Source organism: Falsiroseomonas sp. E2-1-a4 (genome assembly GCF_051433165.1).
Lineage (GTDB): Bacteria > Pseudomonadota > Alphaproteobacteria > Acetobacterales > Acetobacteraceae > Falsiroseomonas.
Map to the genome: position 1 here is coordinate 289,528 of NZ_JBHMFS010000002.1, position 19,891 is coordinate 309,418.

Below are 19,891 nucleotides of genomic sequence, written 5' to 3' on the forward strand. Positions count from 1 at the left end.
GGCGAAACCCGGTCCCAGGAGACCAGCGGCGGCCCGGTGAAGGCCGCCGTGATCCTGCCCTTCGACCGCTTCACGCGCGGCGCCGCCGCGCATGGCGAAACCGGTGCCAACCGGGCCGCCGATGCCAAGCTGGCGGAGGCGGTGGGGCTCACCGCCTCCATCGGCCTGACCGTGGTGCATTCCGCGGTCTTCCCGCTGCGGGCGACACGCCCCTCGACCCTGCTCGGCGAGGGGCAGGTCGAGATGGTGCATGAGGAATGCGAGCGCCAGGGCGTCACCGTCGTGGTGGTCGATGCTGCGCTTTCGCCGGTGCAGCAGCGCAATCTGGAGCGTGCCTGGGGCGCCAAGGTCATCGACCGCACCGGGTTGATCCTGGAGATCTTCGGCGAGCGCGCGCGCACCAAGGAAGGCGCCCTGCAGGTCGAGTTGGCGCATCTGTCCTACCAGCGCACCCGCCTCGTGCGGTCCTGGACCCATCTGGAGCGCCAGCGGGGCGGCTTCGGCTTCCTCGGCGGCCCAGGCGAATCGCAGATCGAGATCGACCGGCGGCTGATCGACGAACGCATCGTGCGGCTGAAGAAGGAGCTTGAGCAGGTGCGCCGCACCCGCGGCCTGCACCGCTCCGCCCGCGCCCGCGTGCCCTACCCGGTGGTGGCGCTGGTGGGCTACACCAATGCGGGCAAATCCACGCTGTTCAACGCCCTGACCGGCGCCGGCGTGTTTGCCCAGGACCAGCTGTTCGCAACGCTGGACCCGACCATGCGGGCCATCAAGCTGCCCTCCGGCCGCACCGTCATCCTCTCCGACACGGTGGGCTTCATCTCGGACCTCCCGACCCAGCTTGTCGAAGCCTTCCGCGCGACGCTGGAGGAGGTGGCGGCCGCCGACATCATCCTGCATGTCCGCGACGCCGCGCACCCGGACAGCGCCGCGCAGCGCAGCGATGTACTGGGCGTGCTGGAGGAGATGGCCCACGGCGAGGATGCGCCGATGGACGAATCCTGGCCGAACCGCGTGATCGAGGTGCTGAACAAGGCCGACCTCATGGGCGGGGTTGATTCGGTGCCGGAGATGCCTGGCGCGATCGCCGTCTCCGCGCTCACCGGCGATGGGCTGGATGCGCTGCGGGATGCGCTGGATGCGCGGATGACTGCGGGGATGGAGACGGTGGATTACCGCATCGCCCTGGCCGATGGCGCCAGCCTCGCCTGGCTGTATGAGCATGGCGAGGTGCTGGCGCGCGAGGATACGGAAGACACGATCCGTGTGTCCGTGCGCCTGACCCCCGCCGATCGGGCCCGATTCGAACAACGGGGACATTGATGCGCTTCGATACCAAGGCGGCGCGCGACGTCGCCGCGCTGCTGCGCGACGCGACCAGGACGGAAATCCTGCCGCGCTTCCGCCGCCTCGCCGCCGGCGATGTCCGCACCAAGTCCAGCCCGCTCGACCTGGTGACGGAGGCCGATGAGGCCGCCGAGCGCATGATCGAGGCCGCCTTGCGCGCCCGCTTCCCCGGCTGCGTGGTGGTGGGGGAGGAGGCGACAGCGGCCAATGGCGCGCTGCTGTCCAAGCTGGCTGATGCCGACCTTGCCTTCGTGGTGGACCCGGTGGACGGCACCGCCAACTTCGCCGCCGGCATGCCGCTGTTCGGCTGCATGGCCGCGGCCTTCGTGAAGGGCGAAGTGGTGGCGGGATGGATTCACGATCCGCTGGGCGACGACACCGCGGTCGCGCTGCGCGGGGAGGGCGCCTGGTTCGAGGATTCGGAGGGCCACCGCTTCGCCGACCTGCGCGTGGCATCGCCGGTGCCGATGAACCGGATGATCGGCGCCGTCTCCTGGGGCTTCCTGAAGGAACCTCAGCGCAGCCAGGTGGCCTCCCGCCTGCCGAACCTCGCGGGCATCGTGAATTTCCGTTGCGCCGCGCATGAATACCGGCTGGCGGCCAGCGGCCATGCGCATCTGCTGTTTTACAACAAGCTGATGCCCTGGGATCATGCGCCCGGCTGGCTGCTGCACCGGGAGGCCGGTGGCTATTCCGCCCGCTTCGATGGCAGCGACTACGAGGCCAGCCACCATGTCACCGGCGGGCTGATCTGCGCGCCCGACAAGGCCTCCTGGCAGGAAGCCCGGGACGCACTGCTTGGCTGAGGATGAGGATGAGGGGGAGGACGGCCCGCCCGGCCTGCCCCCTGGCACGCCCTTCTACATGACGCCGGCAGGGCATGAGGCGCTGCGCGGCGAGCTCCGCAAATTATGGGATGACGAACGGCCGAAGGTGGTCGAGATCGTCTCCTGGGCCGCGGGTCTCGGCGACCGGTCGGAGAATGCGGACTACCAATACGGCAAGCGCCGCCTGCGCCAGATCGACAGCCGCGTGCGCTTCATCCGCAAGCGGCTGGAACGGGTGCAGGTGGTGGACCCCGCGGCGCAGACGCGGCGGGACCAGGTGTTTTTCGGTGCCTCCGTCACCTATGCCCGGCTCTCGGATGATGCCGAGGTGACCATTACCATCGTCGGCGTGGATGAGGCGGACAGCGCCGCCGGCCGCATTTCCTGGGTGGCGCCGGTGGCCCGGGCGCTGCTCGGCGCGCGGGTCGGCGATACACGGAAGCTCCGCACTCCGGCAGGGGCGGAGGAGATCGAGGTGGTGGCGATCGCCTATCCCGCCGGCTGATGGTCGTCATCGCGGGTGCTGATTCGCCTCGGCCGCATGGCGGGTCCATCTGGGAGCTCGACAGCCAGGGAGAGCGCGCACCATGTCCACCCTCATCGACCCGACCGACCCGCTGCCGCCCGGCCTCGAGACCGTCATCCTGCCGCGCACCCACGACATCGGCGGCTTCGAGGTGCGGCGCGCCCTGCCGGCAAAGCAGCGCCAGATGGTCGGCCCCTTCATCTTCTTCGACCAGATGGGCCCGGGCGAGTTCCTGACCGGCACCGGCGTCGATGTCCGCCCGCACCCGCATATCGGCCTGTCCACCGTGACCTATCTGTTCGAGGGCGAGATCCTGCACCGGGACAGCCTGGGCACGGAGCTGCCGATTGCGCCGGGCGACGTGAACTGTATGACGGCCGGGCAGGGGATCGTGCATTCCGAACGCACCGCCGCCCCGCGTCGTGCGGCCCCGCACCGCCTGTCCGGCATCCAATCCTGGGTGGCGCTGCCCAAATCGCATGAGGAAAGCGCGCCCGCCTTCACCCACCATGGCAGCGCCAGCCTGCCGACCCTGGATGCGGAGGGGGTGAAGCTGCGGCTGGTGGCGGGCGTGGGCTGGGGCATCGCATCCCCGGTCGCAACGCCGAGCGAGCTGTTCTATGCCGATGCCGTGCTGGCGCCGGGCGCCCAGGTGCCGATGCCGGACCAGCAGGAGGAACGCGGCGCCTATGTGTTCTCCGGCAGCGTCGAAGTGGCCGGACAGCCCTTCGAGGCCGGCCGCATGCTGGTGTTCCGCGCCCGCGACCGCATGTCCCTGAAGGCAGGGCCGCTCGGCGCGCGGCTGCTGCTGCTGGGTGGCGCGACCATGGACGGCCCGCGCTACCTGTTCTGGAATTTTGTGAGTTCCTCCCGCGAGAGGATCGAGCAGGCCAAGGCGGATTGGGCGCGGGACCGCTTCGGCATGCCGGTCCCCGGCGAGACGGAATGGATTCCGCTGCCGGAGAAAAAGGTAGTGCGGGCCGGGGAGGGATCGCCGACCAGCTGAGCGCTATTCGGCGGCCAACGCGAAGGGCGCCGGGGCCAGCTTCAGCCGCGCCGCCCAGGCGCGGCTGGCCGCGATCGCCTCCGGGAAGGCGCTGCGGTAGCGGTGGTTGACCTCGACATCGGCCACCAGGTCCTCCGGCCATTCGCAGCCGGCGGCCAGCGCGTCCCAGGGGATGCTGCCCCAGCCCATCGGCAGATGCAGGTCGCCGACGGCGAAGGCCAGCATCTCGGTCACCGTATAGGTCCAGAAGTCGTTCGGGCGGCCGAAGCTGTCATGCAGATGCAGGTGGCAGGACAGCGGCGCCAGGGCGCGCGCCTCGGTCAGGAAATCCGCGCCCATCTGCCCGCAATGCAGCCAGCCATGGCTGATGTCGAAGGTCGCCATGACGTTGGGGTGGGCGATGGCGCGCAGTTCCTGCGCCAGGCGACCGGGCAGGGCGGTGGTGCGTGCGCCGGTGAATTCGAAGATGTTCTCCACGCACAGCGTCACGCCATGGTCGCGTGCCACATCGCCCATGCGGGAGAGGTGTTCGCGCTGGCGGTCGAAGGCGGCCTCGATGCCGGCGGACTGGACCGTGGGCACGAAGCCGGAATGGATCACCAGATTGCGGCAGGACAGGGCGCCGGCCACTTCGATATTCGCGCGCAGCACCTCAAGGTGCAGCGGCACCCGGAAGGGGTCCTCCATCAGGTTGATGCTGAGGTGGCCGTGCAGCACGTAGCCAAGGCCGCGGCCTTCGCAGATGCGCCGCACATCGGCCAGCCGATCCGCCCGGATGCGACCGCCGACGATCAGGTCCAGCGCATGCAGCGGCAGTTCCGCCATTTCCGCACCCAGCGCGGCCGCGTCATCCAGGGCGGCGGGCAGGTCGGCCCAGTCGGGGTCCTTGACCTGGATGGTGAGCGAGAGCGGCGGGGCCATGGCGAATCTCCGTGCGGTCGTGCCGGAACCTGCCACGGGTGGCCATGACGGCGGCGTGAAAGCCAGGTGTTCACCCTCTGTGCCAGAGGTCCCTCTGCTGTAGTGGGGTCCGTAGTGCAACACTGCGCCTGTAGTATTACTACGGCATCACGCGCCCTCCGCCGCCTTCACCGCCTGCCACTCCGCCTCCATCGCCTCCAGCCCCGCATCCGCCGGCGCCAGGCCGCGTGCTGCCAGGCGCTTTTCCACAGCGGCGAAACGGCGTTCGAACTTGGCATTGGCGGCGGCCAGGCAGGTCTCCGGGTCCAGCTCCAGCTTGCGGGCCAGGTTCACCATGACGAAGAACAGGTCGCCCAGCTCATCCGCCTGGCGGGTCTTGTCCATCGTCGGCAGCTCTGCCCGCAGTTCCGCCGCTTCCTCCTCCAGCTTGTCCAGCACCTGGCCGGCATCCGGCCAATCGAAGCCGACACGGGCGGCGCGGCGGGAGATTTTCAGCGCACGGGTGAGGGCCGGCAGACCCACCGGGACCCCGGCCAGCGTGCCGGTTTCCGCCCGGGCGGCGCGCTCGGCTTCCTTCTGCGCCTCCCAGGCCAGGTTCTGCATGCCGGCATCGCGCGAAGCGGCCTCGCCGAACACATGCGGATGGCGGCGGATCATCTTGGCGGCAATGGATTCGGCCACCTCGGCGAAGCCGAACTGGCCCGCCTCGCTGGCCATCTGCGCGTGATAGACGACCTGCAGCAGCAGATCGCCCAGCTCATCCTGCAACTGCGGGAAATCCGGGCCGCGGGCGATGGCGTCCGCCACCTCATAGGCTTCCTCGACCGTATAGGGCGCGATGGAAGCAAAATCCTGCACCTGGTCCCACGGGCAGCCATCCGGCGCACGCAGCCGGACCATGATGGCGAGCAGCCGCGTCAGCGCGGCGGCGGGATCGGTATGCGACATGGAAGGCGACTCTCCGGGGGCGGGGCCTGCATCCTGGCTCAGCCGCCGTAATCCCCAAACCCTCCCGGATTCATCCCCATTTCCTCATGCCGCATAATATATATTATGGAAAAATTGCAGATGGGGATAAGCCTGGGAGGAAAGCGTCGTTTTCCATAATATTCCGGATTGGCGAGGTTTGGGCTCTGGGTGGGGTGTGCTGGAACGGAGGGTGAATCAGGCCTCGATGTGCAGCACCTGACCGTCATGGGCCGGCTCCACGCCTGCGGGCAGCGTGCGGCGTAATTCGGCAAAATCCAGGTCGTTGCCCATGTGGGTCAGCACCGTGCGCCGGGGCTTCAGGCGCGCCACCCAGTCCAGCACCCGCGCCACATTGGCGTGCACCGCATGCGGCTTGCGCTGGAAGCAGCCGACCACCCAGGTATCCAGCCCCCCCAACCCGGCAAAGGTTTCCTCGGGCATGGTTACCACATCCGTCGAATAGCCGAAGCGGCCGATCCGGAAGGCCAGCGTCTCCATCACCCGATGGTCCTGGAGGAACACCTGCACCGGCATTCCGGCCATCTCCACCGTCTCCCCGGGCACGATGGTGCGGGCCGTCAGCGCCGGGCGGTAGAAGCCAGGTGGCGTCGGCGGCAGGAAGACATAGTCGAAGCGCCGCTTGAGCAGCGACAGCGTCTCCTCGCTGGCAAAGGCATCCAGCGCCGCCCCGGTCAGCCGGTTGACGCTGCGGAGGTCGTCGATGCCGAGCACATGGTCCGCATGGGCGTGGGTGAAGGCCACCGCATCGATCGTTGCGACCCCGCAAGACAAGAACTGGTCACGCAGGTCCGGCCCGGCATCGATCAGCAGTCGCCGACCCGCCGCATCCTCGACCACGGCGGAAGTCCGGCTGCGCCGGTTGCGCGGCTCGGCCGGGTCACAGGCCCCCCAGGCACCAAGCCCGCCCACTCCGCCGATTTGAGGCACGCCCGTGGAGCCGCCGCAGCCCAGCAGCGTAACCTTCATCCCTTGGCCCGGCTGAACAGCCGGTGGAAGTTCGCCGTTGTCAGCTCCGCCAGCGCGGGCAGGCCAAGCCCCCTCACCTCGGCCAGCCTGGCCGCCGTGTGCACGGTATAGGCCGGCTCGCAGCGCTTGCCGCGCAAGGGCACGGGGGCGAGGTAGGGGCTGTCCGTCTCCACCAGCAGCCGATCCGCCGGCACTTCTGCCGCCACGGCGCGGATGGCATCCGACTTCGGGAAGGTCAGCATGCCGCTGAAGGAGACATAGCCGCCCAGCCGCACCGCAATCCGCGCCAGTTCGGCGCCGGAGGAGAAGCAATGCAGCAGGAAGGGGAATTTCCCGCGAGCATCCTCATCCTCCAGGATCGCCGCGATATCCGCATCCGCATCCCGCGCGTGGATCACCAAGGGCAGGCCGGATTGGCGGGCGGCGGCGATGTGGCGCCGGAAGCACGCCTGCTGCGCCAGCCGCGGCGCCTTGTCATAGAAATAGTCCAGCCCGCTCTCGCCGAGACCCACCACCTTCGGGTGGTCGGCCTCCGCCAGAAGCGTCTCGACGCTCGGCACCTCGCCCTCGCCGGCATTGTGCGGGTGGATGCCGACGGTGGCGAAGACGTTGTCGTAGCGGTCCGCAATCTCCCGCACCGTCGCCGCGCCCGGGCCGATGCGGGTGCCGATGGTGACCATGATGCCCACGCCGGCGGCCTTGGCCCGCGCCACGACATCGGCCTGCTCCGCCTCCTGGAAATGGTCCAGGTGGCAATGGCTGTCGACGATCAGCATGGTCAGACGGCCGCCTCGATTTTGCGGAACAGCGGCTCCGGCGGCGGCAAGGCGAGGCCCGCGGGCAGCGGGGTTGAGAGGTGCTCGAGCCCCCTCGCCGCCTCCGGCACGCCGAGCTGGTCCAGCAGCTTCGCCATGGTGTCAGGCATGAAGGGCTGCAGCACGGTGGCGAAGGCGCGCAGCGCATCGTGCAAATAGCGAAGCACGGCGAGCCCCCGCACCGGATCGGTCTTTTTCAGCGCCCAGGGGGCGGCGACGGTGATGTAGCCATTGGCATCGCGCACCGCGGCCATGATGGCCTCCAGCGCCAGATGGAATTCCTGCCGGTCCAGATGCGCGCCCACCGCGCTTGGCAGCGCCGCGACCTGTTCGGCCAGCGCCGCATCGGCGTCCGTCGGCGCGGTGGCTTCCGGCAGCACGGCATCGGCGTTGCGCTGGATCAGCGACAGCGTCCGATTGGCCAGGTTGCCAAGCGCATTCGCCAGCTCCCCATTCAGCCGGTTCACCAGCGCAGACCGCGAGAAATCCCCATCCTGCCCGAAGGGCACTTCCCGCAGCAGGAAGTAGCGCAGCGGGTCCAGGCCGAATTCCTCGACCAGCGCCACCGGATCGATGACGTTGCCGAGGCTCTTCGAGATCTTCTGGCCCTCATTGGTCCACCAGCCATGCGCGAAGACGCGCTGCGGCGCCGGCAGGCCGGCGGCCAGCAGGAAGGCCGGCCAGTAGATGGCGTGGAACCGAAGAATATCCTTGCCGACGAAATGCACCTCCGCCGGCCAGCGCTGCCATTCGGGCGCGGCCTCGTCCGGGTAGCCGAGCGCCGTGATGTAGTTGGTCAGCGCGTCGATCCAGACATACATCACATGGCTTTCGTCCCCCGGCACCTTCACACCCCAGGTGAAGGAGGTGCGGGAGATCGAAAGGTCCGAAAGCCCCGATTTCACGAAGGCCACCACCTCATTCCGCCGGCTGGCCGGCAGGATGAAGTCGGGGTTGGCGTCGTAATAGGCCAGCAGCCTGTCGGCCCAGGCCGAGAGGCGGAAGAAGTAGGACGGCTCCTTCACCCATTCCACCGGCGCGCCGGAGGGAGCGTATTTCACGCCATCCCGTTCCACCAGCTCATCCGGCCCATAGAAGGCCTCGTCCCGCACGGCGTACCAGCCCTCATAGGCGCCGAGGTAGATCTCACCGTTCTCGATCAGCTTCGTCCAAAGTGCCTGACAGGCGCGCTTGTGGCGCTCCTCCGTCGTCCGGATGAAGCCGTCGTTGGAGAAACCCATGGTGGTGGTCAGGTCGCGGAAGCTCTGGCTGACCTTGTCGGTGAAGGCCTGCGGGTCCATCCCCGCATCCTGCGCCGCTTTCTCCACCTTCTGGCCGTGCTCATCCGTGCCGGTCAGGAAGTACACATCCCGCCCCTGCAGCCGCCGCCAGCGCGCCAGCACATCGGCGGCCAGCGTGGAATAGGCGTGCCCGACATGTGGCTTGTCGTTCACGTAATAGATGGGCGTCGTGATGTAGGAGCTTGAGGTCACAGCATTCGCTTCCGGTTTCTCGCCCATCAGCGCCGGGACGGCGAGAGCCAGAGTAGCGCCGTCAGCACCGCCTGCTTGCGGTCCAGGCTAAGCACATCCGTCTCGGCTGCGAGCCGTCCAAGGCTATCCCACAGGGTCGACCACTCGGCAAGCGGACGCCCCTCCAGCCAAACTGGTCCCTGCTGCCCGCGCGCCGCCTGTCGCACGCCGGCGGAAATCGCCCGGCGCAGCAGCGCGATGAAGGTGGCGAAGCCGCTGCCATCGCGCTTCGCCGCCACCGCATCCGCCACCGGATGCCAATGCCGCCGGTTACCGAGGTCGCCAAGAACCTGATCCACCAAAGCCTGCAAGGCCAGCCCCTCGCCTTCCGCCAGCGCAACCGCCTGCCCGGCCGAGCCTTCCGCGATCTGCCCAAGCGTCGCGCGTTCCGTGGTGTTCAACTGCGGCAGCAGGCGCATCAACAGCGGGTCCAGCTCGGCGGGAGCGAGCGGGGACAGGTCCAGCCGGCGGACGCGGCTGCGGATGGTGGGCAGCAGCCGGTCCGGCGCCGCGGTGGTCAACACCAGCACGGCCCGCGGTGGCGGTTCCTCCAGCGTCTTCAGCAGGGCGTTGGCGGCTTCGGGGCGCAGCGATTCGGCGCCATCGACCAGCACGAAGCGCCAGCCGCCCTCGGCCGGGGTCATCGCCAGGAAGCGGATGGCGGCGCGCACATCCTCCACCCGGATCACCATCTTCACCCCGCCCTTCTCGCCCGTATTCGGCCGCAGCGCGCGCAAATCCGCATGGGCGCCGGCCAGGATGCGGCGGAAGGTCGGGTGCTGCGGGTCCAGATGCAGTGGCGTTTCGCCCGGTGGCACCTGGCCCTCCGCCCCGCCGGCCAGCAGCCAACGGCCGAAGCGATAGGCCAGCGTCGCCTTGCCGATGCCCGGCGGCCCGGCGAGCATCCAGGCATGCGGCAGCCGGCCCGATTGTGCGGCGCGTTGCAGCGTCCCTGCCGCCGCGTGATGGCCGAACAGGTCCGGCATGGCGCGGATGGGCAGGTCCGGATCGTCCTCGAAGACCTGTTCCTTCGGGGCGCGCGGCGCGCGGCTCATGGCAGCCGCCGATCGACCAGGGCGGCGATCCGCGCGGCCACGTCCTCCACGCCGGGTGTCGCATCCACCATGGCGCAGCGGCCCGGCTCCGCCGCCGCGATGGCGCGAAAGCCGTCGCGGATGCGCTGGTGGAAGGCGGCGTCCAGCCTCTCATACCGATCCGCCGCGACGCCGCGGCGGCGCGCGCGCGCCATGCCGATCTCGACTGGCAGATCCAGCACCAGCGTCAGCGCCGGCCCCTGCCCTTCCAGCGCAATGCCGGCCAGCGCCTCGATCGCCGCCGCCGGCACGCCCTGGCCATACCCCTGGTAGGCACGGGTGCTGTCGGTGAAGCGGTCGCAGATCACCCACATGCCCGCCGCCAGCGCCGGCCGGATGGTGCTGACCAGGTGGTCGCGCCGCGCGGCAAACACCAGCAGCGCCTCCGCCATCGGGTCCAGCCCGGCCCCGCCCAGCAACAGCCGCCGCATCGCCTCCGCCCCCGGCGCGCCACCTGGCTCACGCGTCAGCAGCACCGGCAGGCCGCGCTGCGCCAGATGCGCGGCAAGGCGCTGCGCCTGGGTGGACTTCCCCGCCCCCTCGCCGCCTTCCAGGGTGATGAACCGGCCGTGCTGCTGCATGGCCCTATCTCGCCGCTTCCCGCGCCGCACTCAAGCCGCGCGCCGCGGGAAACGCGCCGTTAAGCCGCTTCTGCAACAAAGGCGCCACCATGTGCCCTCCCTGGCCGTGGCAGGACATGGAGCGGTCTGGCGATGGCATGGCTTTCCGAGGCAAGTCTGAGGATAAAGATCCTCGTGGTGGTGGGCCTTCTCGGCCTGCTGAATCTCGGCGGCGCCGGATATCTCGTGCGCGAATGGCGCGGCGATAATGGCGCTTATGAGGAGATGGTCGGCCGGGAGGTCGAGGTGGCGGGCCATGCCCTGACCATCCGGGGCGACATCCAGAACGTCGTCCGCAACATCAACAACATCCGCCTGCTGGACAATGATCCAGGCGCGCTGCCGCCGCTGGAGGCCCGGATCAACGGCCTGCTGGCCGAGATTGAACGCCGCGCCGGGCTGATGGAACAGACCGGACAGGGCCTCGCGACGCAGATGGTGGCGGATACACGCCAGACCGTCACCCGCATCCGCCAGATCGCCGGCCAGATCTATACGGTGAAGCGCGCCAGCGCGCCGGGCCATGCGGATGCGATCGAGGCGCTGTGGAACAGCCCGGATGGCCGCGTCGCGGTGGACGGCCTCTATGAGCGCATTGCCGCCTTCGCCCAGTCCATGCGCGACAAGGTGCGAAGCGAATCCGCAACCATGTCGAGCGCGGGTCAGCGCACGGCCATGGTCGTCCTCGGCAGCATCGGCCTCCTTCTGCTGGCCGTGGCGCTCGGCGTGGTGGCCTTCATCCAGCGCAGCGTGGTGCGGCCGATCACGGAATTGGAGGCCGCGATGGCCCGCATCCGCGATGGCGACGACACCACGGCGGTGCCAGGCACCACGCGGAAGGACGAGGTCGGCCGGATGGCCGCCAGCCTGTTGCAACTGCGCGACGGCCTCGCCGCCGGCCGCCAGGCGCGGGAGGCGCAGGAGGAAGCCGCGAAGGCGCAGATTGAACGCGCCAGGCGCATCGATGCGCTGGTCCGGAGCTTCGAGGCGGAGGCGGCGGAAGTGCTGGGCGCGGTCAGCTCCGCGGCAACGGAGCTGGATGCGACGGCCGGCGAGATGGGGCGCACCGCCGAACAAGGCGCATCCCAGGCCACCACCGTGGCCGCGGCGGCCGAGCAGGCCAGCGCCAATGTGCAGACGGTCGCCGCCTCCACCGAGGAAATGGCCGCCTCCATCGCCGAGGTCGCCCGCCAGGTGGCCGAAAGCGCGCGCGTCGCCAATCAGGCGGCGGATGAAGCCCGCGCCACGGACCACGCGGTGGCAAGCCTCGCCTCCGGTGCCCCGAAGATCGGCGACGTGGTGCGGCTGATCGGCGATATCGCCAGCCAGACCAACCTCCTCGCCCTGAACGCCACGATCGAGGCCGCCCGCGCCGGGGAGGCCGGCAAGGGCTTCGCGGTGGTGGCGAGCGAGGTGAAGACCCTCGCCGCGCAGACCGCCAAGGCGACGGAGGCAATCGGCGGCCAGATCGGCCAGATGCAGGCCGAGACCCAGGCCGCGGTGGCCGCCATCCAGGGCATCGCACGCACCGTCCAGTCGCTCAACGGCATCGCCGCCCAGGTGGCGGCGGCGGCGGAGGAACAGGCGGCGACAACGCAGGAAATCGGCCGTTCGGTGGCCGAGGCCGCGACCGGCACGTTGAACGCCAGCCGCAATGCCTCCGGCCTCGCCGATGGGGCGGAACGCACCAACCAGGCGGCGAATGACGTGCGCTCCGCCTCCGGCGTGCTGTCACGGCAGGCGGAGGGGCTTCGCAGCCAGGTGGACCGCTTTCTCGCTGGCATTCGCGCGGCCTGAGGCGGCGCCATGGGGGGCGGCCTAGGCCCCCCAGCCTTTCAGCCGCCGAACCAGCGCCCGATCACGGCCGGGATGCGCGGAAACATCCCGAGCCGGTCCACATCCGCGCCGGCAATCAGCGGCACATTCATCTCCGGCACCCCCTGCCCGGCGATCAGCAGCGTGCCGATGCTCTGGCCCTTGCTCACGGGCGCCGGCACCGGCGCGTCGTAGCGCACCCGCACCTCCAGGTTGCGGCGCCATTGCCGTGGCAGGGTCAGCACGAGGTCACGGCCAGCCACCAGCGGCACAGTGGCGCGGTCACCCAGATAGACCGGCACCTCTTCCACCGTATCGGCGGCGCGGAACACGACCACATTCTCGAATTCGCGGAACGCCCATTCGAACAGCCGCTCGCTCTCCTCCGCCCGGGCGCGCATCGAGGGCAGGCCGTTCACCACCAGGATCAGGCGGCGCCCGCCGCGGATGGCGGATGCGGTCAGGCCGTAGCCGGCTTCCTCGGTATGGCCGGTCTTCAGCCCATCCGCGCCGGCCACGCGGCTGAGCGCCGGGTTGCGATTCTCCTGCGAGATGTCGTTCCAGCGGAAGCTGCGCTCATTGTAGATGGAATAGTATTCCGGGAAGTCGCGGATGATCCGCCGCGCCAGCGTGGCCAGGTCCCGCCCGGTCATGCGATGTTCCGGATCCGGCCAGCCGGTGGCGTTGCGGAAGTTGCTGTCGCGCAGGCCGATGCGGCGCGCGGTTTCGTTCATCAGCTCGGCGAACTGCGTTTCCGATCCGCTGATACCCTCCGCCAGCACGATGCAGGCGTCGTTGCCGGATTGCACGATGACGCCGCGGGTCAAGTTCTCGACGCTGATCGAGGTGCCGACCCCGACGAACATCTTGCTGCCGCCCATGCGCCAGGCGCGCTCGCTGACCGGCAACTGCTGGTCCATCCGCAGCCGGCCATTCTTCAGCAGTTCGAACACCACATACATAGTCATCAGCTTGGACATGGAGGATGGCGGCATGCGCTCCTCAGACGCCTTGTCCAGCAGCACCGCCCCCGTGTCGTAATCGATGATCACGGCGTGCCGGGCGCTGGTATCCAGCGGCCCGAGCGGCGTGCTGGCCGGGCTGGTCGGCGCGGGCGCCGGCCTTGCGGCGCGCTGCGCCAGCGCCTCCCTGCCCATCAGGCCCGTGGTGAGACCCGTGGTGAGACCGGCGGCGGCCCCCATCATGTCGCGGCGGCGCATTGGCAGCCTCCCTGTGTCGCAGCGTGCTTCAGTCAACGCGGAGTCGTGCCTCGGATACGCCAGCGCGCAGAGTCGCCTCAAGCGCCCTGTCGGCCTCCGTCACGCTGCTGAAGGGGCCGAGCCGCACGCGGTAGCTTGGCTGCACCCCGCGGCCGCGCCCGCCCAGCACATCCACCCGCGCCCGCAACCCGGCCAGCCGCGCCGCCTGCCGGTCCGCAAGGTCGCGGCGGGAGAAGGTGGCGAGTTCCACCCAGAGCACACCGGGCCGTGCCGCAACGCGGGTCACCCGTTCCGGCAGGCGCAGCGGCGGGGCCGCGCCGGTGGCAGCGGCCGTGGCCGCGCCGCTCTGGCCGGCGCCCGGGAACTGCCGGGCCTGGCGCAGCCGCGCGGCCTGGGTGGCGCCGGGCGGCGGGGCCAGGTCTTCGCGCCCGACCTCGCCCAGCGGGGCGGCCGCGATGTCCAGCGGCGGCGCCTCGGTATTCGGCAGGCCGGCGGCGAAGGCGCGCGAGGACTCCCCCACCACCGCGATCCGCACCTGCGCCACGCTGCCGGGGCGCAGCCCGATCAGCTCCGCCGCGCGGCGCGAAAGCGCGACCACGCGGCCGGGATTCTCCGGCCCACGGTCATTCACCCGGACCTCGACCTGCAGTCCGGTCTCCAGATTGGTCACCGCCAGCACCGCGGGAAGCTGCAAGGTGCGATGCGCGGCGGAGAGCGCGGTGGGGTCGTGCTCCTCGCCATTGGTGGTGCGGCGGCCGGCGCGGGTATCGGTACTGGCAACGGCGAGCCCCGTCTCCTGCAGCCCGAAATCCTCCCGCGGGTAGGACCACAGCCCGCCCATCTGATAGGGCGCGCCGATCATGTAGCGCGGCTGCGCGACCGGCCCGGCATCCCGCCGCGCGCAGCCCGCCACCCCGGCGAGCAGGATCGCCGCCGCCAACCCGTACCAGGCACGCCGCATCAGGCGACGCGGTCCGAGAGCATCCCGACCGCTAGGGCATAGAAGTTGGAGGGGTTGTAGCGGCGGATCACATTGAAATTATGATAGATCAGGAACGCCTGCCCGCTCGGGCCGGGGATCAGCACCGCCGCCTGCATGTCGAGCGGCGGCAATTCGACGCCATCCGGCCGACGCACGCCCATCCGCACCCAGTCCCGCAGCGGGCGCATGTTGTCGCGGCGGGCCTGCTCCGGGTTGAAGCCCGGCGGGACCACCACTTCCCGCCCCCACAGCTCATCATCGCGCCAGCCGGAGCGGGCGAGGTAGTTGCCGATCGAGCCCAGCGCATCGGCCCGATTGTCCCAGATGTCCCGGCGGCCATCGCCATCCATGTCCACGGCCAGGCGCTCGAAATTGCTCGGCATGAATTGTGGGTGGCCCATGGCGCCGGCCCAGCTTCCGCGCATCCGATCCGGCGCCACATGGCCGGCATCGATGATCTTCAGCGCGGCCAGCAGTTCGTTGCGGAAATAGGTGGCGCGCCGTCCGTCCCAGGCCAGCGTGGCCAGGGACTGGATGACATTCATGTTGCCCATGAAGCCACCGTAATTGGTCTCCAGCCCCCAGATCGCCGTGACAATGCGGGGCGAGACGCTGAAACGCCCGTGCACCGCATCCAGCGTCGCGCGGTTGTCGGCAAAGGCGCGGCGGCCGGCATCGATGCGCTGCTGCGACAGGCGGGCGTCGCGGTATTGTTCCCAGGTCTGGGTAAATTCCGGCTGCCGCCGGTCCAACTCCAGCACCCGGTCATTCGGGCGCAGCCCTTCAAGCGCCCGGTTGAGCGTGCCCTGCGAGATGCCGGCACGCCGCGCATCCGCGCGAACGCCATTGAGGAAGGCATCGAAGCCTTGGCTGGCCGCCTGCGCGCGCGATGCGATCAGGAGGGCAGCGGCGGAGAAGATGATGCGCCGAGTCGGGTTCATGCCGCTGGATGCCACAGCCCGGGGGGGCGGGGCAACGCACGGTTGCGCTGGCGTCAAACAGGCTAGCGTGAGGCGGCGGCCGCCATCTCCTCCGCCCGCGCCTGAAGCCGGGTGAAGACGGCCTCCGCGCCTGGGTCCACCAGCCGGCCATCGCGCTTGCGGAAGCGGCCATCCACCAGCACCGTCTCGATCTCCCCAGCGCTGGCCTGCAACAGCACTAGCCCGGCCGGGTCGCTGCGCGGCGCCGTCAGCGGTTGGTCCGCGCGCACCAGCAGCAGATCGGCGCGTTTGCCCGGCGTCAGGCTGCCGGTCACGCGGTCCAGCCCCAGGCCGCGGGCGCCGCCGATGGTGGCGAATTCCAGCATCTGCCGGGCGGTGACGGGCGGCGTGGCGGGCACCCCATGCCCGGCCGCCAGCGCCGCGAGGTTGATCCGGTGCAACTCCGCCGCCAGCGCCACGCGCAATTGCGGCAGCAGCCCGCCGCCGACCATGGAGGGAATATCCGTGCCGACCGAGACCCTCATCCCCGCCGCGGCCGCCTGGAACATGGCGGGGTGGCCATGGCCCATCCGCATCTCGACCTCCGGTGTCGAGCACAGCATCACGCCGCGCTCGGCGGCCAGCTTGTATTCGTCGGGCTCATGGCCGTTGGCGTGGACGATCTGAAGCCGTTCATTCAGCAGGCCCTGCGCGTCCAGCAGCCGCAGCAGGCCGGGCTTGCGGTTGGGGTAGATGGAGGCGCCGGTATGGATGGCGATCGGCACGCCCAGCTCCGCGAGGCGGCGCATATCGGCCAGAGCGGGTTGCAGCGGCGTGAAGTCCGGCCCCTGGAGGCAGGTCCAGATCCGCACCAACCCCTCCGCACGGGCCGCCAGCAAGCTGCGGGCATGGGCGATCATCCGGCCATGGATCGCGGCCGCATCGCCGCCCTGCGGGATGGGGGGCGCGGTGTAAGCGAGAACGGCGCGGATGCCGGCCGCATCCAGCCCGGCGAGTGCGGCATCGGCATGGTCGGGGGACATCGTCTCCCGCGACCAATCCATCACGGTGGTGACGCCGGCGGCAATCTGTTCCAGCCCGCCGGCATGGTCGGCGAGTTGCACATCGGCGGGCCGCATGCGGTTGGAATGGCGCAGCACGATGGTCTGGAAATAGCCGCCAAAGGCATGTTCGGTGGACAGGCCACGCTGCATGGACTGCGCCAGATGGATATGGCCGTTGACCATGCCCGGCAGCGCGATGCGCCCGGCGGCCTCGATCACCAGCGCACCCTCCGGCGCCGGGATGCTGGCGGCCACGGCGCGAATCACGCCGTCCTGCACAAGGATATCGCCCTGCGGCAGGTCGCCGATGGCCGGGTCCATGGACAGGATGTAGGCGCCGCGCAGCAGGATGGGCTGCCACACCGCCGCCTGGGGCTGCGCGGCCGCTTCGCGCGGCCGGGACATCGCAAGGGCGGAGGCCGCCACGCCGGCGACGAACAGCGCACGCCGGCCGGGGCCGGAGGCTTCGGTTTGGTTCATGGAGGCCCCGTTTCTTCCCACCGCCCCGCCACCGGAGCTTGTAGGGAAAAGGTGCCCGCAATCGATTGCAGCCGCAACCCGAAAAGAGGCCGCGGTCCCGCCGCGGCCGATTTCAGAACCGGGCCGTGAAGCCTACGGAGCCGAAACTCTGCAGACCGCCGCGCTGGCCGTAGAACTCCTCCGTCCGCCAGACATGGCTGTAGGCCACCCGCAGGCCCCGGTAATGCACGACGAGGCCAGCCGTCACATCGGCCACCAGCGGCCGCTTGTCGACGGAAGGGCCGCCATCCCGCCATGTATTGCCGTCCAGGAAGATGTCGCGCGCCACGGCGCGGCCCTGGCCGCCAATGAAGCCGTACCAGCCGAATGCCTCCCGCGGTTGGAAGAAGGCGGAGCCGACGAGGGCTGGGCGGATGCGTGGTGCGCCGAAATCCGCGTCCAGCCCCTGCCCCACCCGCATGGCAAGCCCGGCACCGGCATAGGTCGCGACATTGCCAAGCGCCACGGTGAAGGAAGGCAGCAGATCCGCCTGCAACCCGCCGATTTCCAGCGGTGCGGTGCGGCGCGTGCGCTCGAAAACCACGTTCAGCGCGAATTCATCCTTCAACTGGCTGTCCCAGCCCTGGGTGGTGTCGACGCGGATCGCCTCATGTACCGAATTCTGCACGAATTCGCCGAGCGCCGCCGGGCCGACGACACCGGCCTGAATCTCCAGCGTGCTGAGCGCGAAGCCGGTATCCCGCTGCAGCACCAGCGCGCCATACAGATGCCCGGCATAGGGTCGGTCGCGCGGGTCCGGATTACGGCGCTGGGTATCCGACGGGGTGTAGATAGCCTGCGCCAAGCCGGCGCCCCAGCGGACCTGGCCGGGGCCAAGCAGCCGGGTGGCCTGCTCATTCAGCCAGCGCAGCGGGCCTGGCAGTTCCGCGGAGGGTGAGCGCCAGGCCAGCTGCAGGCCGCTGGTATAATTCTGGTCGGTGCCGCCCAGCGTGTCGTTTTCATAGTTGAAGGTCCAGCTGCCATACGGGTCCGGCGGCGGCGGCGTGACGATGCCGACCGTCGGCGTCAGCGCATCCGGCAGCGTGGGCAGGACGCCCTGGGCCAGGACGCCTTGGGCCAAGGCCGGCAGCGGGGCGAGGAGCAGCGTCAGCAGCAGGACGGTTTTGTTCATGCCGCGATCTATCCATTGCCGGTGGCGCAAGCAACGCCGCTACCCGCAACGAAGGCGCAACAACGTCACGATGGCGCTGTCACGAGATCGGCATCTCACGCCAGGTGCAGGGTTGCCGGATCGTTGGAGGTCGCGGTGACGGTCACCCAGTCATTCCCGCCGACGATCACGTTGAAGCCTGAGGCCTCCGCCAGCGCGGCGAAGCCGCGGGCGTGGAGCGCCCAGATAGGCTGCTCCGCCGGGAAGTTTGCCTGCTGCTCGGCCAGCAAAGGGCCGGCTACCAGCAGGTCCGGGTTCATCGCCCGATACGCCCTCAGCACGCCAGCCGGTGAGGGGAATGCTCCGGCACCGCGAATGCGGTGATCAGGTGGACGAGCAGACCGTCCGCAGCAGCAGATTGAGCATTATACTGCTTTGGGCCTTCGATTGCACCGGCTCCGGCTGATGGTGCGGGACAGGGTCCATCAGCGGGGCGGGCGCGAGTTCGGCCCAGCTCTCTCCGGCCAGAACAGCGCCCCCAGCGTGGCCTGGCCGGCCGCCCCCTTCTGGCGCGTGTCATCGCTCTGCGCTGCCGCGAATTACACCGCTCCGGCCACCCCCCCCCCCCGCGTGACGCGCAACTGCGGCGTCTGGCGCGATGGGAGGCACCGGATTGGCCGCACCACATCGATGGGGTACTGGGCTTGGCCGATGACCTGCCGCCTAACGGGTATATTCCCCGGGGCACGGCCTGCGGTAGGTTGCAGCACTGGGATGGGTGGCCGAGCGGTTTAAGGCACTGGTCTTGAAAACCAGCGTGGGTGAAAGCCTACCGTGGGTTCGAATCCCACCCTATCCGCCACAGGTCGAATGACGGAGCCGACTTGGAGGCCCGAGCGTCCATTCTCCCCACCTCTCTCCCCACAACCCTCGGCGGCTGCCGGCGTACAGCACCGGACACAGACGTGCGAAATACGCCGATTCAAAGCGCACTTCATCGGCGTACCCTCGGTTCGAATCGCTTCCGCTCCGCCAGTTCCCATACGAGCCGCACTCTCCGCCTGACCGAGTGCCGCGCTGAGTGGCAGGTTTCCTGGGGTTTTGAGGGCAAACCTGTTGACTGGCCTGAAGCCGAGATGGGCGAAAATCGCTCTCCGAAGGCCCTTTCTCTCCGGACCTCCTGACTTGGCCGCTTTAGTACGGACAAGATAATATAAAAATAACAATACGTTGCGAGCATGCTGCCGCCGTGGAATTCGACCTGCACTCGGCACCCATGTGATACTGGCACTGTAATCAGTTCGGGCTTTTCGCCTGGCCGCTCTGTCAGTTCGCCAGACCGATGACTCGATTGCCTGCGCCATCAACCCGCATTTCGAGCGCTTGCGACATCGACAGGACGTATGAAGTCGAGCCGCCAAGCGTGAACGGGTAAATGATCGGCGCCGAATCGATACTGGTGACGTTCAGATCATGGCCAGCATTTCTCAGGCACGCCTCGACGAGCCACGCAGCAACCGCCGATTTATGCAGATCGATCGCATTGCTGCGAACAATCCGCTTGCCCTGGTTCATCCTCTCGATCGCGCCCCAGTTCGCCTGAGACTGGAGAACCA

Annotated in this window: 19 protein-coding genes and 1 tRNA gene; 6 read left to right on the forward strand and 14 right to left on the reverse strand. The window is 69.3% G+C overall.

Translation table 11 applies throughout. The features are described from left to right. Positions 1-36 precede the first annotated feature (36 nt). From hflX to ACFHNC_RS04175, 4 genes are all read left to right on the forward strand, one after another. Positions 37-1,323, forward strand: a complete 1,287-nt coding sequence (gene hflX, locus ACFHNC_RS04160; RefSeq protein ID WP_437167949.1) for a GTPase HflX — start codon at positions 37-39, stop codon at positions 1,321-1,323. After that, positions 1,323-2,153 carry an inositol monophosphatase family protein gene (locus ACFHNC_RS04165; protein WP_437167950.1) on the forward strand — a complete coding sequence of 277 codons (831 nt, stop codon included), beginning with the start codon at positions 1,323-1,325 and terminating at the stop codon, positions 2,151-2,153. Before hflX ends, ACFHNC_RS04165 begins: the two co-directional genes overlap by 1 nt. A 58-nt stretch (positions 2,154-2,211) precedes the next feature. Continuing rightward, positions 2,212-2,679, forward strand: a complete 468-nt coding sequence (greB, locus tag ACFHNC_RS04170) for a transcription elongation factor GreB (RefSeq protein WP_437167974.1) — start codon at positions 2,212-2,214, stop codon at positions 2,677-2,679. An 82-nt stretch (positions 2,680-2,761) separates the two neighbouring features. Then, a complete protein-coding gene (locus ACFHNC_RS04175; protein ID WP_437167951.1) occupies positions 2,762-3,706 on the forward strand; it encodes a pirin family protein in 945 nt (314 codons plus the stop codon). A 3-nt stretch (positions 3,707-3,709) separates the two neighbouring features. On the opposite strand, the gene ACFHNC_RS04180 is transcribed toward ACFHNC_RS04175, so the two are convergent. The 7 genes from ACFHNC_RS04180 to tmk all read right to left on the reverse strand — a co-directional run bounded on the left by ACFHNC_RS04180 (position 3,710) and on the right by tmk (position 10,605). Then, a complete protein-coding gene (locus ACFHNC_RS04180) occupies positions 3,710-4,627 on the reverse strand; it encodes a sugar phosphate isomerase/epimerase family protein (protein WP_437167952.1) in 918 nt (305 codons plus the stop codon). 147 nt (positions 4,628-4,774) lie between these two features. Beyond that, entirely contained in the window at positions 4,775-5,575 is an 801-nt protein-coding gene (gene mazG, locus ACFHNC_RS04185; protein WP_437167953.1) for a nucleoside triphosphate pyrophosphohydrolase, read from the reverse strand. 216 nt (positions 5,576-5,791) lie between these two features. Further along, positions 5,792-6,583, reverse strand: a complete 792-nt coding sequence (locus ACFHNC_RS04190) for an MBL fold metallo-hydrolase (RefSeq protein ID WP_437167954.1) — start codon at positions 6,581-6,583, stop codon at positions 5,792-5,794. Beyond that, a complete protein-coding gene (locus ACFHNC_RS04195; RefSeq protein WP_437167955.1) occupies positions 6,580-7,359 on the reverse strand; it encodes a TatD family hydrolase in 780 nt (259 codons plus the stop codon). The genes ACFHNC_RS04190 and ACFHNC_RS04195 overlap by 4 nt, the downstream gene beginning before the upstream one ends. Positions 7,360-7,361: 2 nt before the next feature. Then, positions 7,362-8,891 (reverse strand): methionine--tRNA ligase, encoded by a 1,530-nt coding sequence (metG, locus tag ACFHNC_RS04200; protein WP_437167956.1) that lies wholly within the window; start codon positions 8,889-8,891, stop codon positions 7,362-7,364. A 26-nt stretch (positions 8,892-8,917) separates the two neighbouring features. Then, positions 8,918-9,985, reverse strand: a complete 1,068-nt coding sequence (locus tag ACFHNC_RS04205) for a DNA polymerase III subunit delta' (RefSeq protein WP_437167957.1) — start codon at positions 9,983-9,985, stop codon at positions 8,918-8,920. Further along, positions 9,982-10,605, reverse strand: a complete 624-nt coding sequence (tmk, locus tag ACFHNC_RS04210; protein ID WP_437167958.1) for a dTMP kinase — start codon at positions 10,603-10,605, stop codon at positions 9,982-9,984. The genes ACFHNC_RS04205 and tmk overlap by 4 nt, the downstream gene beginning before the upstream one ends. 132 nt (positions 10,606-10,737) lie before the next feature. Here tmk and ACFHNC_RS04215 point away from each other — a divergent pair, with 132 nt between their 5' ends. Further along, positions 10,738-12,441 carry a methyl-accepting chemotaxis protein gene (locus tag ACFHNC_RS04215; protein ID WP_437167959.1) on the forward strand — a complete coding sequence of 568 codons (1,704 nt, stop codon included), beginning with the start codon at positions 10,738-10,740 and terminating at the stop codon, positions 12,439-12,441. Between the two features lie 38 nt (positions 12,442-12,479). Here ACFHNC_RS04215 and ACFHNC_RS04220 read toward each other — a convergent pair whose 3' ends face one another. The 6 genes from ACFHNC_RS04220 to ACFHNC_RS04245 form a co-directional block, all read right to left on the reverse strand. After that, positions 12,480-13,679, reverse strand: coding sequence for a D-alanyl-D-alanine carboxypeptidase family protein (locus ACFHNC_RS04220; protein ID WP_437167960.1), 1,200 nt, complete (start codon positions 13,677-13,679; stop codon positions 12,480-12,482). 28 nt (positions 13,680-13,707) lie between these two features. Further along, complete coding sequence (locus ACFHNC_RS04225) at positions 13,708-14,640, reverse strand: RlpA-like double-psi beta-barrel domain-containing protein (RefSeq protein WP_437167961.1); 933 nt, start codon at positions 14,638-14,640, stop codon at positions 13,708-13,710. After that, the gene (locus tag ACFHNC_RS04230) at positions 14,640-15,602 is read right to left on the reverse strand and encodes a lytic murein transglycosylase (RefSeq protein ID WP_437167962.1); all 963 of its coding nucleotides are present in this window, start codon (positions 15,600-15,602) and stop codon (positions 14,640-14,642) included. The genes ACFHNC_RS04225 and ACFHNC_RS04230 overlap by 1 nt, the downstream gene beginning before the upstream one ends. A gap of 62 nt (positions 15,603-15,664) precedes the next feature. Continuing rightward, positions 15,665-17,125, reverse strand: coding sequence for an amidohydrolase family protein (locus ACFHNC_RS04235; protein ID WP_437167963.1), 1,461 nt, complete (start codon positions 17,123-17,125; stop codon positions 15,665-15,667). 112 nt (positions 17,126-17,237) lie between these two features. Continuing rightward, on the reverse strand, positions 17,238-18,296 hold the full coding sequence (locus ACFHNC_RS04240) for a lipid A deacylase LpxR family protein (protein ID WP_437167964.1): 1,059 nt from the start codon (positions 18,294-18,296) through the stop codon (positions 17,238-17,240). A gap of 95 nt (positions 18,297-18,391) precedes the next feature. Further along, the gene (locus ACFHNC_RS04245) at positions 18,392-18,595 is read right to left on the reverse strand and encodes a hypothetical protein (RefSeq protein ID WP_437167965.1); all 204 of its coding nucleotides are present in this window, start codon (positions 18,593-18,595) and stop codon (positions 18,392-18,394) included. 452 nt (positions 18,596-19,047) lie between these two features. Between ACFHNC_RS04245 and ACFHNC_RS04250 the strand changes: the two genes are divergently transcribed. After that, positions 19,048-19,137: transfer RNA gene (locus ACFHNC_RS04250), tRNA-Ser, on the forward strand. A 464-nt stretch (positions 19,138-19,601) separates the two neighbouring features. On the opposite strand, the gene ACFHNC_RS04255 is transcribed toward ACFHNC_RS04250, so the two are convergent. After that, positions 19,602-19,891, reverse strand: a 290-nt coding sequence (locus ACFHNC_RS04255; RefSeq protein ID WP_437167966.1) for a hypothetical protein, incomplete at its 5' end; no start/stop codon positions are given.

Coding starts and splice junctions, on each gene's coding strand:
- ACFHNC_RS04230 (WP_437167962.1), bottom strand. CDS start 15,602: ATGAACCCGACTCGGCGCATCATCTTCTCCGCCGCTGCCCTCCTGATC.
- ACFHNC_RS04240 (WP_437167964.1), bottom strand. CDS start 18,296: ATGAACAAAACCGTCCTGCTGCTGACGCTGCTCCTCGCCCCGCTGCCG.
- ACFHNC_RS04225 (WP_437167961.1), bottom strand. CDS start 14,640: ATGCGGCGTGCCTGGTACGGGTTGGCGGCGGCGATCCTGCTCGCCGGG.
- ACFHNC_RS04205 (WP_437167957.1), bottom strand. CDS start 9,985: ATGAGCCGCGCGCCGCGCGCCCCGAAGGAACAGGTCTTCGAGGACGAT.
- tmk (WP_437167958.1), bottom strand. CDS start 10,605: ATGCAGCAGCACGGCCGGTTCATCACCCTGGAAGGCGGCGAGGGGGCG.
- ACFHNC_RS04175 (WP_437167951.1), top strand. CDS start 2,762: ATGTCCACCCTCATCGACCCGACCGACCCGCTGCCGCCCGGCCTCGAG.
- ACFHNC_RS04245 (WP_437167965.1), bottom strand. CDS start 18,595: ATGAACCCGGACCTGCTGGTAGCCGGCCCTTTGCTGGCCGAGCAGCAG.
- ACFHNC_RS04180 (WP_437167952.1), bottom strand. CDS start 4,627: ATGGCCCCGCCGCTCTCGCTCACCATCCAGGTCAAGGACCCCGACTGG.
- ACFHNC_RS04190 (WP_437167954.1), bottom strand. CDS start 6,583: ATGAAGGTTACGCTGCTGGGCTGCGGCGGCTCCACGGGCGTGCCTCAA.
- ACFHNC_RS04220 (WP_437167960.1), bottom strand. CDS start 13,679: ATGCGCCGCCGCGACATGATGGGGGCCGCCGCCGGTCTCACCACGGGT.
- ACFHNC_RS04215 (WP_437167959.1), top strand. CDS start 10,738: ATGGCATGGCTTTCCGAGGCAAGTCTGAGGATAAAGATCCTCGTGGTG.
- ACFHNC_RS04195 (WP_437167955.1), bottom strand. CDS start 7,359: ATGCTGATCGTCGACAGCCATTGCCACCTGGACCATTTCCAGGAGGCG.
- ACFHNC_RS04235 (WP_437167963.1), bottom strand. CDS start 17,125: ATGAACCAAACCGAAGCCTCCGGCCCCGGCCGGCGTGCGCTGTTCGTC.
- ACFHNC_RS04165 (WP_437167950.1), top strand. CDS start 1,323: ATGCGCTTCGATACCAAGGCGGCGCGCGACGTCGCCGCGCTGCTGCGC.
- greB (WP_437167974.1), top strand. CDS start 2,212: ATGACGCCGGCAGGGCATGAGGCGCTGCGCGGCGAGCTCCGCAAATTA.
- mazG (WP_437167953.1), bottom strand. CDS start 5,575: ATGTCGCATACCGATCCCGCCGCCGCGCTGACGCGGCTGCTCGCCATC.